The organism is Peribacillus sp. YIM B13482, from assembly GCF_042787975.1.
GTDB lineage: Bacteria > Bacillota > Bacilli > Bacillales > DSM-1321 > Peribacillus > Peribacillus simplex_A.
The window spans coordinates 86,820-103,228 of record NZ_JBHZPF010000012.1 but is presented as its reverse complement, the minus strand read 5'-3'; the positions used below and the strand labels follow the sequence as shown (position 1 = coordinate 103,228).

The window sequence follows — 16,409 nt, the reverse complement described above, 5'->3', positions numbered from 1 at the left end:
AAAAAAAGGTAGATTTCCTCAGAATAAACTGAGAAAAACTACCTCTATTGGCCCGAAGGGACTTTTTCAGTGCCCTCTATGACACTGGGCCTCTTTCAACCCTTCATAATTAAAGGCTGATATAATCATTTCCATCCCCTGAATAAGATATGGTCCACTTACCGTACGTATGCTAACTAACGATTTCTTCACTCATTCGCCATACTGCAATACCAATTTCAAATCCATCCATCAAGGAAGAGAATTATGCATTACTTGTCGATCATGTTAATGAAAGGCTGTTTTCACATACTTTGTTGCTATTTACCAGGTAGTAAGTTGTGGTTGATTTCCCCTCCAGATGCTCGCTTTCCGCGGGGCGGGCGGTGAGCCTCCTCGGCGTAAACGCCTGTGGGGTCTCACCTGTCCCGCTGCTCCCGCAGGAGTCTCGCACTTCCGCTCCAATCACCCTTAAATAGTTTCGTTTTAAAAACAACAATCTTTACGAAAAGAGCCTAATGAAAAGTGAGATAACAGTCGAAAGCTATATTATTGTATCCCCATATCTTTCATCTACCCGCCCGAACGAGTTTCAGTTCTTTTCTTCGCCGTTTATCTTGATACATTTTTTGATCCGCTTCCATGAATAAGCTATCCATATTCCCTTTGGAATGTAAATGGTAAGCATACCCGAATGACAAACTGATGTGGGGCCCATTTCATGGGAATTATGCAAAATGATTTCTTCCTTTAATAATTCACAAAGTGACTCCACTTCTCCCTTACCTCTATCAATCAGCAGAATGGCAAACTCATCTCCCCCCACTCTTGAAACAACAGCCATATCCGAGAAAACCCTTTTCAATAGATTGGCTGCTTCTTTAATCAATTCATCCCCTTTCTTATGGCCATACATATCATTCATAAATTTCAACTCATCTAAATCACATAAAATCATGGCAACCGGAGTATCAAAATCCTCATTGGATTTCGCGGATATATTATCGAAAAACTGTATATTTTTTCATTCAGGATTTCATAGTCATCAGGATGAATCCTTTCAAAAGGCGAGGAAGGATCATTGTATGCTTCTTCCAAGCCCCCTTGACCTAAAAAGGCATTGATGGATGGACTTAGATAACTGAACTTAGAACTAGGATTGGATTCATAGCGGTAGATAATATCCTTCGTGCTTTCAACTATTTTAAAAACCTTTTTTTGCTCTTCGAACCCTATCTTTAAATAGTCCTTTTCCCTTTTCTTACGGGTGAAGAACGTTCGTTTAAATATATCTAATGATAATTTATTGAATTTCATTCTGCAGCCCCCGTATATTTGAAGTCATTTAAAAATCTTCCCTTAAACTAGATGGCAGACTTACACGTTTCATTCATTCCTATTAACATGATTATTCCTTTCTATATTATAATTCCAAAACCATGTAAAAGGAAAAGCATCAAAAGTTTAAGCATTACTTTTTTCCCTATTACCTTAGAAATGGGCCCATCCCCAGTAAACTCTCCTCTAGCAAAGTACCTCTATGATAAAATGAAAAACGGATGAACCACTAGCAACTACTCTATTATTATTGGAATCTGTACATATCCAGCCGACCTACAGATGAAAAAGTGGAATGTCCGGAACCTGGACTTTCACGCCCGTTAATCGGGTTAACAACATGATAGTACGAAGCATGCCGATTTGGCCTCGCTGCTTGGACATTTGGTGTTCCCTGGGGATAAACTGACCATTACTGGTTTAGTATTAGAAGTTGTGATTCCAACCGGAGTCACCAGTTTACTTTGGGTGTCCGTCTATAAAGGGGACACTTTGCTCACCTTGACGATCGCCTTGATCGATACGCTCCTTTCGCCAATCATTGTCCCATATAGCGTCGCTTTCCTTAGCGGAACAACCGTTGAAATGGATACCGTGGCCACATGAAGGGACTGGACTGGCCTGGATGGTTGTCATTCCTTCGTTGATCGGGATGGTGCTGAATCAACTTACAAAGGGAAAAATAAAACCGATGCTCGGACGCGTTTAGCTCCCTTTTCTAAAATCGCAATTGGTATATGTGTGACCTTGAACAGCGCTAAAGTCGCTCCGCAATTAAGTCATATCGATGCTAAATTAATCAAAATGGGCATCATGGTCTTCTTCTATTCCGGTGCCTATTATCCTGGATGGCAGGTAAATTCCTGAAGTGGGAAAAAGAAGAGATCATTACCGTCACCTATACGGGAGGCATGGGTAATATAGCTGCAGGTGCCGCCCTTGCCGTTGCTTACTTCCCAGCGGCCGTTGGGTTCCCGTCATTCTCGGTACCTTGTTTCAACAAATATTGGCTTCCGTGTATGGTTCATTCTTAAAAAGGCATTACAATAAGCCAAAGTCTGTTCATGAAGATACAATGGCCGCTTAACTGAAAAAGCCGACCCAATTGGGTCGGCTTTTTCACGCTTCACGACTATTTCGTTACTTCGATTTTTCCATTATTCGTTTCCAATTTCACTAAGTTTTCACCTTTGCCAATGACAGTATTGCCCTCATACTTACCAAGGATATCTACCTTTCCATTGTCGACATGAACATTGAAAGTTGTATTTGTCGGTTCATTTTCTGTTTTGATCATGATTTTACCGTTATCACTTTCGAGGTCGATCATCCTATCCAGGTCTTTCGTGACCAATGTGATTTCACCGTTACTCGATGACCCAACCAGATTTCCCTCTACATTATTAAGATCCACTCTTCCATTAGCAGATTTCACTTTGACTTTTTCGGTTATTATATCATTTAATTCAACACGGCCATTTTGAGATTCCACATTTAGAATTTCACTTTTCAATTCAGATATTTGCAATTTTCCACTATCGGATTCGACTACAAAAGATTTATAGGATTTATCAGGCACATATACTTTTAAATGTAAGGATTGAATTTGAAAACCAAATCTAGAAGTATGTCGATCTTTTAATTTTATCGATAGCTTCTTGCCTTCCACATCTGCAGAGAAATCCAGCTTGGAAACATCCACACCTTTTGAAACCAACTCTATCCTGGTATCCTTATCCTTCGTTGGAATAATCTCTACAGCTGCATTGTCAGCGTCGACCTGAACGTCCGTCACGATCCCCGAAACCGTTTTTTCCTCTGTAGTCGTTTTCTTATCCGTCACTTGGAAAAAAGTAAACAGACTTCCTATTACTCCGACCAATAACAATACAAGTGCAATGATCGATAACTTTTTAACATTAATCATTTTTTCAAACCGCCTTTCACAAGGGAAGCGTTAAATTTTAAATAACGAATGAAACCTTTGGTTAAAGCGCTCGTAGCGACAAACATTCCCATGGCAATGAAAATGCCAATCCCGCTTAGCCCCAATGCAAAGAACAGATCGAATAATTGAAAGTTGCCCACTGCAAGGTTGAAAATAACGCCCAACGGAGCAAGAATGAACGCTATCGCCGATGCCCATCCTGCAATAACAACTCCGACCAATGCCATAAAAGGTCCTAAAACGATCACTAAATTAAAGAATCCCAAACCAATGACTGCCCAAACGGCCCGCATTACATTACCGGCAGAAGTTGATTGTTGGACCTGACCAAGATGGTAGGATGCCAACAGCTCCTTCGAAATCTGTTTAGGATGCCCAAGGGAAGTGGAAATTTCCTGCTCTGTCTTCCCTTTTTCCATTCCAATTGCGAAATACTCTTCGTAATCTTGGAGGATATCTTCCTGTTCCTCTAAGGAAAGCCCTGTTAAAGATTCATTCAACTGCTTTAAAAACTGTTCTTTATTCATTAGTTCACACCCTCCTTGATTAATTGGTTGACCCCATTGGAAAATTCATTCCATTCCGTCAGCAACTCTTGAAGGTATCTCCGGCCTTTGTCGGTTAACTTATAATACTTGCGCGGTGGCCCTTCTGTTGATTCTTGCAAATAAGTCGTAAAATACTCTTCCTTCGTCAATCGTCGTAAAAGTGGATATACCGAACCTTCCGATATCTCGATTTGATCTGAAATCTTCTGTACAAGTTCGTAGCCATAGCGGTCCTGCTTATCCAATAAGACCAGGACGCACAGTTCCAAGACACCTTTCTTAAATTGTACATTCATAGCACCAACACTCCTTCCAAAACTTTTTTTAGTATAGTTCAATAAACAGTACTTAACACCGAACAGTACATCTTATGTAAATAATTTACCATATGGTACTATTTATTGCAAGGTACTGAAAATATTTTTTTCTTACATGCAATCCAATGAGGGTAGAAGAAAATTAACATATATTCATAGCTGTAAGAGAATACATTGTATAATAGTAAAATATGGAAGGGGGAAGTGTTTTGGTCAAAAAAGTAATAACCAAAAAGAAATTCGAGTTTCTTGAACATGAATTTAATTACCTTGAAAAGGAAGGAGTCATCTCCCAGCAAGAGAAAGTGAGGATGTTAGATTCCTATGACGTAAAAGGTAATTTGAGCTTCATCACTATTCTATTATCCATTGGGGCACTTCTTTTAGGTCTGGGGGTATTGACCTTTGTCGCCAGTAACTGGATCTATTTAAGTAAAGCGGTCAAATTCGTGCTTATCATTGCATGCCTCATCGGGGTGAACTTTGCTGGTGTGAGGTGGCAGGCACGCTTTCCCAAAACGTCACGAAGTCTGCATTATGCAGGGATTCTAATATTTGGTGCAGGGATTTTTCTAATTGAGCAGATGTTTAATATCAGCATCAATTTCAACAGTTCCTTTTTATTATGGGCGATCGGTACGGTATTCATCGGTTACTATTTAAAGGATGTCTTCATCCTTATTTTTACATCTTTCCTGCTTTTCATTTATATTAACGGAAGTATTTTCGTTGATGAAACAGCTTATCCGCTTGCCATTCTTGTTTTTTTACCGGTTTTATACATTATGTTAAAGAAATTCGATTACCCTAAATATCTGACCTTTTTCATTAACGCTTTAGCCATCAATACAATTGCCTTATTTCTTATGGAATTCGTGCCTAAGCTGGAGTTTGAAAATTCGAATACGATTGTCCTTTCCATTCTGTTTGTGCTGGGAATCGTACTGGCCTATATTCCGGTAAGAGCTAAATTACAAAACATCACCCACATACAAGGGCATATGTTACATGGTATTACTGCACTCTTCCTTACCTTTGATTTTTCAATCTGGTTCCCTCTAGCTTATTTCGTTTTTCTGCTATATCTCATTCTAAAAGGAAGTTTGACCAGCATCGTGATCATCTGTGCACTGATTTTCAGATATTACATCGATTCCTTTGACTTCCTGCCAAAATCGCTTACATTCATCATCGGCGGCATCATGCTTATCGGTTTTGGCTTCTTCTTTGAAAATCGACGAAAAAAAGGAGGAGAACTCAATGAATAAACCATCATTCCGGCCACTCATCGTATTTTCCATTCCAGTCTTGATTCTGTTAGTCTTGGCGCTTCCTCCAGTCTGGACAACAATGACAGGCGATGTAATCAAAATCAAAACTGCCCCGGTCGATCCGACTGACTTGTTTAGGGGCAGCTATGTGGCATTGCAATACGAAATTGAATCCGTTAAGCCATCACAACTCGATGGCTCGATTAAATCCGATTTCAATACTAGAAATACGGGTGATTATAAAAAGGTATATGTACGTTTAAAACAAAACGCCGATGGACTATATGATGTCGATTCCGTATCGAAAGAAAAACCCAGCAATGGCATTTACCTAAAAGGGGAATTGGAAATCCCTTATGACCTGCAAAATGCTAAAACCATTCAGATCAGATACGGTCTGGACAATTATTTCGCATCCGAAGAAAAGGCTAAGGAAATGGAGAAGGACGCATTGGCCAATCCTTCAGTGGCCGTGGTAAAGGTTCGTAATGGCAATGCTGTATTAACGGATATTATCATTGAATGAATGACCCGATCCCGGATATGACTAGCAAAAAAGAGCATCTGAATCGATGCTCTTTTATTTGCTATACTTTTTATATAAACATCAAATTGTTACTTAATGACTCGTTTTGCCCCTATATATTTTTCTTTCCAATACTTATCACTCATTTTGACCACCTTGACTCCTTTGGTCGTGGTCCCGACAAATGTGCCATTTCCATAATAGATTCCAACAAAGGATACCTGCCCTTTCTTACCTGTAGCATAGAAGACCAAATCGCCCGCCATTAAGTCCTTTTGTTTCACGGCCTTTCCGATTTTATACTGTTCCGCACTCGTTCTCGGAATCTTCATTTCCGTCGCGGCATTTTTATATACATATTGGGTAAGACCACTTGCATCGAACCCTATTGGTGTCGTCCCTCCATATTTATAGGAGCTTCCCACCTGCTTCTTTGCCAAAGCAGCCACTTCATCACCATAATTAATAGAAGCTGAAGCATTAGCCGGACTGAATATGAATGCCGTCAACAATGCCCCGAGTAAAACTATGGCAGCAAGCCATTTTGAAACTGGTAAACGATAACTCATTCTTTTTCCTCCCCAAACTGAAAATGAACCACAATTTTAAATGTATGTTGCATTTTAGTTTTCAGACCAAAAAAAATTTCATTGGTCTACCATCATCCCTACAAAAAACAAAAAACCAGATACCCGTTGTGTAACCAGTACGGTGTTATCTGGTATATTCTTCTTTTAGTAGATTACGGAGTCAGGGCCCGTTACTTGGGCTCCTCGTATTGTCGAGCATTTTCACTGTCACTTAGACCTTTTGTGGTATGATCGACCACACCGCCGACCCCAAAGAAAGTAAGCGCTATGAAGTTAATGATGCCTAATGCCCCGTTAATTGCATCATCAGTTATGCTAAAGCCTATTGGGGTAATGAAATTGTTTATGAACGCTGCAACCATCTGCGCCAAAAATAAAAGCCCTGGAAGGAGTACAGTGAATATAAACGTCGGGTTCTTAAGGCGCACTTTCCAGTTGATCATTGCTTTTCCCCCTATCTATCATATTAAGTCAACTTTATTGAAAAATAGTTACGGACTTGCTATATATTATGCCGCTTGTCCATTTTACGTTCGAAAACTCCATGAAATTCACCTTTAAAAAGGTCCATCCGAGGATGGACCTTCTCTTAAACATCAAAATAGTTTTATGAAACTAGAGTAAGAGAAACCAATTCCCTTTACGAAAAGTGTAAAACTTTGTAACTTTTACACAAGACATACGTACATGAATGAGGAGGTGTAAAAGAAAAAGTATCTTTTTTTCACGATTAGTTTCTTATTGATATTCATGATATTACAAGTTTTATCCGGACTTATTCTAACTGCTGCATATGCCCCTGATTTTTCAGGATCAGGACATATCGGCGGTACATTATCCAATGAGGTCATTTTTGTGCAACGTTTGGAAATGCCTATAATGATAATTGCTGCAATCTCTGCTGTATCAGCCTATTTCATTTTAAATAAAGTCGCGAAAAATAATTAAGCAGTAGAAACAAAAATAAAGAACGTTCGATCCATGATCGAGCGTTCTTATATCCCAATGTAATGAACATAAATCAAACGATAGGCATGATACTTGCTTTTCGCTTCAATTTTCCCCATATTTGCATGAGGGTGAAATCCTGGAGTGATATGCCTTTACTTCCCTTACTAAATGACAACTTTTACACTCGATATTCCTCCAAAAACAATCGAATCCGTTCAGCAGCTTCCGTCAACCTCTCAGCCGGTTGGACCAAAGCCATCCGGACATACCCTTCACCCTGTTTCCCAAAAGCATCTCCAGGAACGGTTGTAACTCCTGCTTTTTCAATCAGTGCATAGGAAAAATCTCGTGATTTCCAACCAGTTGGAACTTTGGCCCAAATAAACATGGTCGCTGAGGTCTTCGGCACTTTCCATCCCCCTTCGGCAAGGCCTGATATCAAGGCATCACGCCGGGACTCGTATTCCTTAACCTGATCGGATAGCAGCGAAAGGTTGGAAGTAAGCGCCATTTCGGCAGCTTTTTGGATGGGATAAAAAACCCCATAATCAATGTGTGATTTCAATGTTCCCAAGATGTTCAGCACATCGCGATTGCCGACCACATACCCAATCCGGCAGCCGGCCATATTAAATGTTTTGGAAAGTGAATTAAATTCAATCCCCACTTCCTTGGCACCAGGAATGGACATAAAACTAATTTGTGGATGATTATCAAAAATCAACTCAGAATAAGCAAAATCGTGAACCACCAGGATCTCATTCTTTTCCGCAAACAATATGACTTCTGAAAAGAAAGCTTCATCAGCAAGGGCGGTGACTGGATTTCCCGGATAACTGATGATCATCATTTTCGTTTTTTTCACTATTTCATCCGGAATGCCGTTGAGCTGCGGCAGGAATCCATTCTCCGCAGTAAGCGCCATCGGATGAATGATTCCGCCGGCAAGCTCAACACTCGCTTCATAAATTGGATATCCCGGATCTGGCACCAGCACATAATCTCCCGGGTTTATCATCGCCGTTGCCAAGTGTGCAAGGCCATCCTGGGATCCCATCAGTTGCAGGACTTCCTTTTCTGCATCCAGTTCCACTCCGTAACGCTGCCGATAAAAGTAACGGACTGCCTCATGGAATTCAGGCGTACCTTTTAACGTATATCCATAGGAATTAGGATCCTGTGCATACTTCACAAGCGTATCCACAACAAAATCAGGCGGTGGTAAATCCGGACTTCCGACACTCAAATCGATAACATCCATCCCTCGTTTCATCGCTGCCTGCTTGCGGGTCGCCAACTCTGAAAATATACCTGTTTTGAATCTTCCGACTTTTTCTGATGGAGCCATATTCATTCTGCGATTCCCCTTCATTAATGATCTTATATCTATCATTATAGCAATCAATCTATAATATTTTATACCCTTAATTAGAGTTCATCAGTATCTGATGAAGAGCTTCATCAAGATGATGGAATTTAAATGCATATCCTTCCTTTTCCAACCTCTCAGGTATGACCCAGCGGCTTTTTAATATCAATTCCGTTTCGGTCCCCATAAAGAAAGCCCCCATTTCAAGCATGGGTGTTGGGCAAGGCATTCCTATCCTTTTATTCATGTTCTTTCTCAAATAGGCCATCAGTTCACGATTTGTAACTGGGTGCGGCGATGAACAATTGAACACCCCGCTCAACTCCTCATTTTTTCTCAGAAAAAGGACAATGTTAAATAAGTCTTCTATATGTATCCAACTGAATTTCTGATTTCCTGATCCTTGATGTCCTCCAAGGCCGAATTTAACCAAATTCCTATAAGGGGTCATCACTCCCCCATCGCCCAATACAATGGCGATCCGTAAAGCAATTTGTCTCGTCTTGGGTAATCGGAAATCGAAAAATGAGCGCTCCCAGGCTTTTGCTACATCAACGGAAAAGCCTGAACCGATTACACCATGCTCTTCTGTCATTGGTTTATCTTCAGCATGCCTGTATATGGTTGCCGTGCTTGAGTTTATCCATAATGAAGGAGGATTTTCACATTGTTCAATCGCCTGTCCGAGCACTTCAGTCGTATTTGTTCGTGAATCTAAGATTTCTTTCTTATTCTTGACATTGTAGCGGCAATTGACTGTTTTTCCGGCGAGGTTGATTAACATATCCGAATTATCGATTGTTTCCCTTATTCCTTCTTTATCATCCCACCCGATATGCGGGGGTTGCCTGGAGATGATTCTTACCTCATATCCCAAATTCCTGAAATGATTTTCAAAATATTGACCGACAAAACCAGTCCCGCCAGCTAAAACCACTTTCTTCAGCATATAACAACCCGCTTTCTGTTATGTGTTAATAGTTCGAGTAATAACCAGTAACATCCTTTTTGTGAATTACTTCACAAAAATTATACCATATTATTACATTAAATGGTATATACCACGGTGGCAATAATTAAGGAACTTGTCCAAGCAAAAGGGGAAATTACACATAAATTAGTAATGTGGAAAATTATAAAACAAAAGGATGATTACAGTGTCAAATAAAAAACTAAGAAGAACAAGTAGTTCTAGAACTAGTAATTTTAGAAGCGGCAATTCCAGAATTGGAAATAGCAGCCGCAGGGCTGGCTTGATAAGAGTCTTGGAAAATTTATTAAAAAACAATAACGGTAATTCAATCAAGGAATTTAAACGGAATTTTTAAGAGGTTTCTTTTTTAAAGATTAATATGGAATCCCTTTGGAATACTCTAAAGGGATTCCATATTAATAAAACATTAATGCTGATTGCTAAGTTTTGGTTATGTATATACAAGTCCTAGCTATATATTTCTGGTAAATAACTGTTATATCCAATAGAGATAAAGGAGAAATTACGATGTACTTTCGAGACTGGAAACCTAAAAAAGACATCAAGAAATTAACGGAAATTACGGTAAGTAATTTTCGGGTTTCGTCTGATACAGTGAATGAAATTTTGCAAAAGTCACATAAGGTACTTGTGATTTGTAATGATAAAGGTAAAGTAGTGGGATTTCTTTGTTATAATCTTTATTTATCTAAAGTGGCTCATATTAATTATATAGTGCTTGAGAAGAAGTATAGAGGAAAGGGAAATCTGCAATCCCTTTTACCAGGATTAGTAGCTTATGCAAGAAAAAAAGGGATCCTTGTAGTATCCGGTTTTGTGAACAAATATAACCCTGAAGCATTGCAAAAATTTAAAGAATTTGGATTTAAACCGATTTTAATTTATCATGATGACATTCTAATTCAATCATTGATTTAAAAGGGTCCTCCTGCCCCCTATCACCATAAATACGAAGAAATCGATTAAAATACATTCTGTTTTATCCTTCATTAATTGGACTCTCAAATAAGGAATATTAGGATTACACGGATATATGAATCTTGTGTTCCTCCATGCAATGAACAACAAGGAAAATGAAATCGCCTGTAAATTCTACATGGATTCATAGGCATTTTCCCTGTAGTCTATTCAACCTTTTATTAAACCTTAATCATGATCTAATTCCTCTCTAGGTTGCCTCATTAAAATAATCTGTTCTACATTTAATCACGGACAATCTAATTGAACGAAAACCTCCGCCCATATGTCCTCCCTTGGCATGGTATTAGAGATTCCTTTAAAAAGGCCAACAAGTAGAAACTGGCTAACCTTATACGATATCCTAATTGAATTAAACAGGAACGGTACAATATATATTAGAAGGAATACGTATTAATATACAACTTCGAACGATCATTAATTTTTCCTTATTTTCAAAATAATTCAATAAATCATGCATCAAACCGTGTATAGTAATGATATACACTGCTTAATGAGGAGGAAATTATGAAATCAATTGAACTAATCATCTTAAATCTGGAAGAGGTCAGAAGAAGAAACATTAAACTATGGATTTCAATACCTAATGACACTCTCCATTGGAAACCAGATGACAAGGCAATGAGTTGTTTAGAAATGGTTAGACATGTCCTTGATAGTGAGCATTACTATCATTTATCTATTAAAAATCAAGGTAGCTTATCAGTTTATGAATCACCATTCGAAAAACAGCCACTTATCTCTGTCGAAGCAGAATTAAACTTTGCCGAACCCTACAGGCGTGATTTTTTGGAAACAATAAAATCCTTCAACGAAAGCGACTTATCAAATATTAAAATTGATCGCTCTAATATGGGATATATTAGAGATTTAGGAGACATGTTACTTAGAATCGCTTATCATGAGTCAGTACATACTGGTCAATTATTGGACTACTTAAGAACTGCCGGAGTTCCTAGAATTAGCGTTTGGGATTAACTGCATCATTTTCAAAAGGGTGATTCATCATGGTGAATCACCCCTTTTATTTTGCAGGCGTGTCATATACGGCATGAAAAATCCTTAAGATATCTATAACCTGACTTCAAGATAACTCCGCTCTATTCTAGCCACCCATTAGTGAAAAATAATGATTATCCTAATCAAATCTATAGTCATCGTAAAATATTCTTTAAATGTATAAGTCACACAGTTCAACAATTTTCACACATGATGACAGGCTGTGAAATGCCCATTCCCCATATCCCGGAAGTCAAGATCACCATCCGATTTAAGAGCCCGAAAAGAACAACAACGGGGACGCAGTCAAAGTGGATCATGTGGATTTAATTTCGGGGGAGTAACCGGAAAAACTGTGCCTGGAACACCTGCTTATAATAAAGCTACCAATGATACGGCAAAAGTGGTTAAACGCTTTACAAGTAAAGACTGGAAAACCGATGGCGACGGTTTTCATGCCATCACTTACAAGGTCAAAGCAAATAATGAATCAATATTTCCGTTTGCGAGGCACGAATCTAGGGGCAAATGTCTCTGGAGAAACGATTGACGGTGAACCGCTAATCGATACGAAGACGGAGAACGAGGATAACGAAACACGTTTTTCAAAAATCAACAAACGTAACTATAAAGACCTTTGGTTCTATTCATACCAAATTTTTATCAGCGTAGAGGACAGAAATCATGATGATAAACACTAAGTTAAAAAGATCCATTCAATAGTTCCGGACAGTCCAAAAAGGCCCTCTTCCACTTAGCTAATAATCGACGTGGATGAGGGTCTTTTTGTCCCCACAGAAAGGATATGCAATCTTAATGAACCGTTCATTTCCTTTAAGTTCCTTCCTCGAATTAATTAAGCGGGAATTATACTTCTTTCTTTTAATATTATTTCACTCCGATCCGTCAAAATCCGTATAATTCACCAAGATTCATTAACACTAATCATATAAGTTATTTTCATTGACTTTTTTCCTATTCTTGTTTAGTATCACATTGTATCAATCCCTATCAGATTACTAGGAGGTTTACCGAAATGAAAAAAATGGTTCCGCTTTTATCGCTATTGTTAGCTTTCACTTTTGTACTTACTGCATGTGGTTCAAATACAAAAAATGAGGCGAACGATAACGGCAATAAGTCTTCTTCACAAGAAAGTCTATATGATAAAGTCAAAAAAGATGGCGTATTAACCGTCGGAACAGAAGGTACATACCCTCCTTTCACATTCCACGATGATTCAGGCAAATTAACGGGGTTTGATGTTGAAATCTCTAAAGAAGTCGCAAAACGCCTTGGAGTGAAAGCTGATTTCAAGGAGACACAATGGGACGGCATGTTTGCAGGATTGGATGCCAAACGTTTTGATATGATCGCAAACCAAGTGGGCATCGATAAAGACCGTCAAAAGAAATATGATTTCTCTGACCCATATATTCAATCAGGAGCCGTTTTACTTGTTCACAAAGATAATTCGGATATTAAATCATTCGATGACTTGAAAGGTAAGACTTCTGCTCAATCTTTAACGAGTAACTACAATGAAATAGCCAAATCACATGGTGCAAAGGTTACCGGTATAGAAGGGTTTTCCCAGTCTGTACAGCTTATCGGTTCTAAACGTGTAGATGCAACGATCAATGACAAATTGTCGTACCTTGATTATAAAAAGAAACACCCGGATGCACCTATCAAAGTGGCTGATGAGGAAAAAAGCGGAGTCGCCAGTGGTTTAATGTTCAGAAAAGACAGCGACAAATTAGTGGAAGAAGTAAACAAAGCACTTAAAGCCATGAAAAAAGACGGCACTTACGCAAAAATCTCAGATAAATGGTTTGGTGAAGATGTTTCTCCTAAGTAATATTTTCAGTGACCCTGAGCGTATGAACCAGCTTGTTTCCATCGCTCAAACCTCCCTCTATCCGATGATAGAGGGAGCCATTCAATATACGATTCCACTAACGCTAATTTCATTTGTTATCGGCCTTATTCTCGCTGTACTTACAGCATTAGCTAGATTATCTTCCATTAAAATTTTTCAAATAATTGCGCGTGTATATGTGTCAATCATCCGCGGGACACCTTTACTTGTGCAATTATTTATTATTTTCTATGGACTTCCAAATTTAGGTGTAACCATTAATCCTTTCATATCGGCTATTATAGGATTCTCTTTAAATGTGGGAGCATACGCTTCGGAAATTATACGAGCAGCCATTTTATCCATACCAAAAGGACAATGGGAAGCAGGCTATTCAATCGGGATGACATATACCCAAGCTTTAAAGCGCATCATTTTGCCGCAAGCAGCACGTGTATCCATTCCCCCATTATCCAACACGTTCATTAGCCTTATAAAAGATACATCGCTTGCATCACTCATTCTTGTAACGGAACTATTCCGTAAAGCTCAGGAGATCGCTGCAAAAAACTATGAATTTCTGCTAATTTACATAGAAGCAGCTGCTTTATATTGGATTTTGTGTACTATTTTATCTTTCATTCAAGGAAGTTTAGAGGACAGACTTAATCGTTATGTAGCAAAATAAGAACCGCAGTAGTTAAAGGAGATTTTAAAATGATCAACATTAAGAATCTTCATAAATCGTTTGGTGACCTTGAAGTTTTAAAGGGCATTGATTTGGAAGTGGAGCAGGGTAAAGTCATTGTATTGATCGGTCCTTCGGGTTCAGGTAAAACAACCTTTCTTCGGTGTTTGAATCTCCTTGAAGTGCCAACGGACGGGACGATTGAAATCGATCAAAGCTTAATGGACTTCAAAAAAACCGTTAGAAAAAAATCGATTACATCTTTTCGAAGTTTGACTGGGATGGTTTTCCAAAGTTATAACCTCTTCCCCCACAAAACAGCAGTGGAAAATGTTATGGAAGGCCCCATCATTGTAAAAAACATAGCCAAACATCAAGCGAAAGAAACGGCTGCTGCCCTGCTTACAAAAGTGGGCTTAGGTGAAAAAATCGATTTTTATCCTTTTCAATTGTCCGGCGGACAGCAGCAACGAGTCGGAATTGCAAGGGCCCTGGCCATGGAGCCGAAGGTCATGCTATTCGATGAACCCACCTCCGCTCTTGACCCCGAACTAGTTGGAGACGTGTTACAGGTCATGAAAGACCTGGCAAAAGAAGAAGGCATGACAATGATCGTGGTAACCCATGAAATGCGTTTTGCCCGTGAGGTCGCCGACGAGGTCATTTTCATGGATGAAGGAAAAATAATGGAACGGGGAACACCCGAACAGATTTTCACAAACCCTAAAGAAGCGCGTACACGTAAATTCCTTAATATGATTCAATAAAAAACGGTGCTTTTTCAAGCACCGCTCGCGGCCGCCCCCCATTTTTAGAAATGGGGGGTTTTTGCCCATCATCAAATTAATGAGATACTTGGACCTGTTTAGTCTGTGTCCGTGCATGATATACCTGAAAAAGAATCAAAGCAAAAACGGAAAGGATCGCGCCCGATATAAATGGTAAATCTATCGAAATCGAAAATAACCAACCGCCTATCGGAGGACCTGCAATCCTGCCGAATGAGTCGAAGGAAGATAGCAGTCCAGTTACACTGCCATGGCCCGTCATGGAACTTTTGGTCAGCAGTGCCGAAATTGCCGGCCGGATGAACCCATTACCCACTCCGAAAATCGTCAGGAAAACCGCCGATGTCCAAAAACCGGAAGAAAACAGGATCAGAATGAAACCAACTGCCGATACGATGATTCCCATTCGTATGACCGCGCCTTCCCCATATTTCTTTGTCAGCCTACCCACTAGTCCACCTTGAACAATCGCACTGCCAAACCCCATGATCATGAAGATATAGCCTAATTGGACAAGACTTATATCAGCCTTTTTGGCTGCGAAATAGGCAAAAGTCGTTTCGAGTCCTGCCATTGAAAGGGTGACGATCAATTGCAGAAAGAACATGGTTGTAAGAGGCCCTTTAAAGGCTTTCCACATGGACTCTTCATTTTTAGACTGTTGGGCCCTCTTTTCAACAGTATGTGATTCCTTCAGAATCGCAATTACTAAAAATAAAGTAATCAAAGAAGAAATTCCAGCAATGTAAAACGGTAAATTCAAACTTGATTTGGAGAATACCCCGCCAATCGCCGGACCAAAGATGAATCCAAGCCCTGTAGCCGCACCGATGATCCCCATCCCTTTTCCTCGATCTTCCGGCGTCGTGATATCAGCCACATACGCCATTGCGGTTGGCATGTTTGCCGAAGACAAAATCCCGCCAATGATCCTGGCTACAAATAATACCCATAAGGAATCTGCCGAAGCCGTGATGAAAAACGAAAGGGCCAATCCAGCAATCCCGATTATCATGACAGGCTTACGTCCTATCCGGTCAGATATACGTCCCCACATCGGAGCAAAAAATAATTGCATTAATGAATAAACAGCCATTAAAAGACCAAGCTCAGTAGGACTGCCGCCAACCTTTTCAGCAAGGAACGGAATGACGGGAATGATGATCCCAAATCCGACCATGACTAAAAACATCACTAAAAAAAGAACGGGTAACACTTTTTTTGTTTCCATTATTTTTTCTCCTTTTATTCTTCCACATTCGCT

The 16,409-nt window shown here is 39.5% G+C and carries 22 protein-coding genes; 12 read left to right on the top strand and 10 right to left on the bottom strand.

Annotation, left to right across the window (positions count from 1 at the left end):
* Positions 1–571: 571 nt before the first annotated feature.
* A complete protein-coding gene (locus tag ACFX4L_RS08825) occupies positions 572–937 on the bottom strand; it encodes a GGDEF domain-containing protein (protein ID WP_377404811.1) in 366 nt (121 codons plus the stop codon).
* The gene (locus ACFX4L_RS08820; RefSeq protein WP_377404808.1) at positions 934–1,296 is read right to left on the bottom strand and encodes a hypothetical protein; all 363 of its coding nucleotides are present in this window, start codon (positions 1,294–1,296) and stop codon (positions 934–936) included. The genes ACFX4L_RS08825 and ACFX4L_RS08820 overlap by 4 nt, the downstream gene beginning before the upstream one ends.
* Positions 1,297–1,680: 384 nt before the next feature.
* Here ACFX4L_RS08820 and ACFX4L_RS08815 point away from each other — a divergent pair, with 384 nt between their 5' ends.
* From ACFX4L_RS08815 to ACFX4L_RS08805, 3 genes are all read left to right on the top strand, one after another.
* Positions 1,681–1,923, top strand: coding sequence for a hypothetical protein (locus tag ACFX4L_RS08815; RefSeq protein ID WP_377404805.1), 243 nt, complete (start codon positions 1,681–1,683; stop codon positions 1,921–1,923).
* Positions 1,898–2,026, top strand: a complete 129-nt coding sequence (locus ACFX4L_RS08810) for a hypothetical protein (protein WP_377404802.1) — start codon at positions 1,898–1,900, stop codon at positions 2,024–2,026. The genes ACFX4L_RS08815 and ACFX4L_RS08810 overlap by 26 nt, the downstream gene beginning before the upstream one ends.
* A gap of 139 nt (positions 2,027–2,165) precedes the next feature.
* Positions 2,166–2,351, top strand: coding sequence for a hypothetical protein (locus ACFX4L_RS08805; RefSeq protein ID WP_284471746.1), 186 nt, complete (start codon positions 2,166–2,168; stop codon positions 2,349–2,351).
* A gap of 98 nt (positions 2,352–2,449) precedes the next feature.
* Here ACFX4L_RS08805 and ACFX4L_RS08800 read toward each other — a convergent pair whose 3' ends face one another.
* The 3 genes from ACFX4L_RS08800 to ACFX4L_RS08790 are packed head-to-tail and all read right to left on the bottom strand — an operon-like array spanning position 2,450 to position 4,109.
* Positions 2,450–3,244 (bottom strand): DUF4097 family beta strand repeat-containing protein, encoded by a 795-nt coding sequence (locus ACFX4L_RS08800; RefSeq protein WP_377404799.1) that lies wholly within the window; start codon positions 3,242–3,244, stop codon positions 2,450–2,452.
* On the bottom strand, positions 3,241–3,792 hold the full coding sequence (locus ACFX4L_RS08795; protein ID WP_377404796.1) for a DUF1700 domain-containing protein: 552 nt from the start codon (positions 3,790–3,792) through the stop codon (positions 3,241–3,243). The genes ACFX4L_RS08800 and ACFX4L_RS08795 overlap by 4 nt, the downstream gene beginning before the upstream one ends.
* On the bottom strand, positions 3,792–4,109 hold the full coding sequence (locus ACFX4L_RS08790) for a PadR family transcriptional regulator (protein ID WP_089362873.1): 318 nt from the start codon (positions 4,107–4,109) through the stop codon (positions 3,792–3,794). The genes ACFX4L_RS08795 and ACFX4L_RS08790 overlap by 1 nt, the downstream gene beginning before the upstream one ends.
* 230 nt (positions 4,110–4,339) lie before the next feature.
* On the opposite strand from ACFX4L_RS08790, the gene ACFX4L_RS08785 reads away from it, so the two are divergent.
* Positions 4,340–5,398, top strand: coding sequence for a DUF2157 domain-containing protein (locus ACFX4L_RS08785; protein ID WP_377404792.1), 1,059 nt, complete (start codon positions 4,340–4,342; stop codon positions 5,396–5,398).
* Positions 5,391–5,927 carry a GDYXXLXY domain-containing protein gene (locus tag ACFX4L_RS08780; RefSeq protein WP_377404789.1) on the top strand — a complete coding sequence of 179 codons (537 nt, stop codon included), beginning with the start codon at positions 5,391–5,393 and terminating at the stop codon, positions 5,925–5,927. Before ACFX4L_RS08785 ends, ACFX4L_RS08780 begins: the two co-directional genes overlap by 8 nt.
* Before the next feature lie 89 nt (positions 5,928–6,016).
* Here the strand turns inward: ACFX4L_RS08780 and ACFX4L_RS08775 are convergent, their stop codons facing one another.
* Both ACFX4L_RS08775 and ACFX4L_RS08770 read right to left on the bottom strand, forming a co-directional pair.
* Positions 6,017–6,496: a C40 family peptidase gene (locus ACFX4L_RS08775; protein WP_061461702.1), complete on the bottom strand. Its 480-nt coding sequence runs from the start codon at positions 6,494–6,496 to the stop codon at positions 6,017–6,019.
* Positions 6,497–6,687: 191 nt separating this feature from the next.
* Positions 6,688–6,960: a phage holin gene (locus ACFX4L_RS08770; RefSeq protein ID WP_061461701.1), complete on the bottom strand. Its 273-nt coding sequence runs from the start codon at positions 6,958–6,960 to the stop codon at positions 6,688–6,690.
* A 298-nt stretch (positions 6,961–7,258) separates the two neighbouring features.
* Between ACFX4L_RS08770 and ACFX4L_RS08765 the strand changes: the two genes are divergently transcribed.
* Positions 7,259–7,465 (top strand): hypothetical protein, encoded by a 207-nt coding sequence (locus ACFX4L_RS08765; RefSeq protein WP_377404786.1) that lies wholly within the window; start codon positions 7,259–7,261, stop codon positions 7,463–7,465.
* 181 nt (positions 7,466–7,646) lie between these two features.
* Here ACFX4L_RS08765 and ACFX4L_RS08760 read toward each other — a convergent pair whose 3' ends face one another.
* Both ACFX4L_RS08760 and ACFX4L_RS08755 read right to left on the bottom strand, forming a co-directional pair.
* The gene (locus ACFX4L_RS08760; RefSeq protein ID WP_377404783.1) at positions 7,647–8,822 is read right to left on the bottom strand and encodes an LL-diaminopimelate aminotransferase; all 1,176 of its coding nucleotides are present in this window, start codon (positions 8,820–8,822) and stop codon (positions 7,647–7,649) included.
* Between the two features lie 70 nt (positions 8,823–8,892).
* On the bottom strand, positions 8,893–9,786 hold the full coding sequence (locus tag ACFX4L_RS08755) for a TIGR01777 family oxidoreductase (protein ID WP_377383532.1): 894 nt from the start codon (positions 9,784–9,786) through the stop codon (positions 8,893–8,895).
* Between the two features lie 552 nt (positions 9,787–10,338).
* Here ACFX4L_RS08755 and ACFX4L_RS08750 point away from each other — a divergent pair.
* The 6 genes from ACFX4L_RS08750 (at position 10,339) to ACFX4L_RS08725 (ending at position 15,124) form a co-directional block, all read left to right on the top strand.
* Positions 10,339–10,749: a GNAT family N-acetyltransferase gene (locus ACFX4L_RS08750; RefSeq protein ID WP_089362864.1), complete on the top strand. Its 411-nt coding sequence runs from the start codon at positions 10,339–10,341 to the stop codon at positions 10,747–10,749.
* 567 nt (positions 10,750–11,316) lie between these two features.
* Complete coding sequence (locus tag ACFX4L_RS08745; RefSeq protein WP_377383535.1) at positions 11,317–11,787, top strand: DinB family protein; 471 nt, start codon at positions 11,317–11,319, stop codon at positions 11,785–11,787.
* A gap of 410 nt (positions 11,788–12,197) precedes the next feature.
* The gene (locus ACFX4L_RS08740; RefSeq protein ID WP_377404781.1) at positions 12,198–12,509 is read left to right on the top strand and encodes a hypothetical protein; all 312 of its coding nucleotides are present in this window, start codon (positions 12,198–12,200) and stop codon (positions 12,507–12,509) included.
* 335 nt (positions 12,510–12,844) lie between these two features.
* Positions 12,845–13,669 carry an amino acid ABC transporter substrate-binding protein gene (locus ACFX4L_RS08735; RefSeq protein WP_377383540.1) on the top strand — a complete coding sequence of 275 codons (825 nt, stop codon included), beginning with the start codon at positions 12,845–12,847 and terminating at the stop codon, positions 13,667–13,669.
* A complete protein-coding gene (locus ACFX4L_RS08730) occupies positions 13,653–14,357 on the top strand; it encodes an amino acid ABC transporter permease (protein WP_125161855.1) in 705 nt (234 codons plus the stop codon). Before ACFX4L_RS08735 ends, ACFX4L_RS08730 begins: the two co-directional genes overlap by 17 nt.
* Before the next feature lie 29 nt (positions 14,358–14,386).
* Positions 14,387–15,124 carry an amino acid ABC transporter ATP-binding protein gene (locus ACFX4L_RS08725; protein WP_125161856.1) on the top strand — a complete coding sequence of 246 codons (738 nt, stop codon included), beginning with the start codon at positions 14,387–14,389 and terminating at the stop codon, positions 15,122–15,124.
* Positions 15,125–15,200: 76 nt separating this feature from the next.
* Here the strand turns inward: ACFX4L_RS08725 and ACFX4L_RS08720 are convergent, their stop codons facing one another.
* Positions 15,201–16,376: an MFS transporter gene (locus tag ACFX4L_RS08720; protein WP_284471762.1), complete on the bottom strand. Its 1,176-nt coding sequence runs from the start codon at positions 16,374–16,376 to the stop codon at positions 15,201–15,203.
* Positions 16,377–16,409 lie beyond the last annotated feature (33 nt).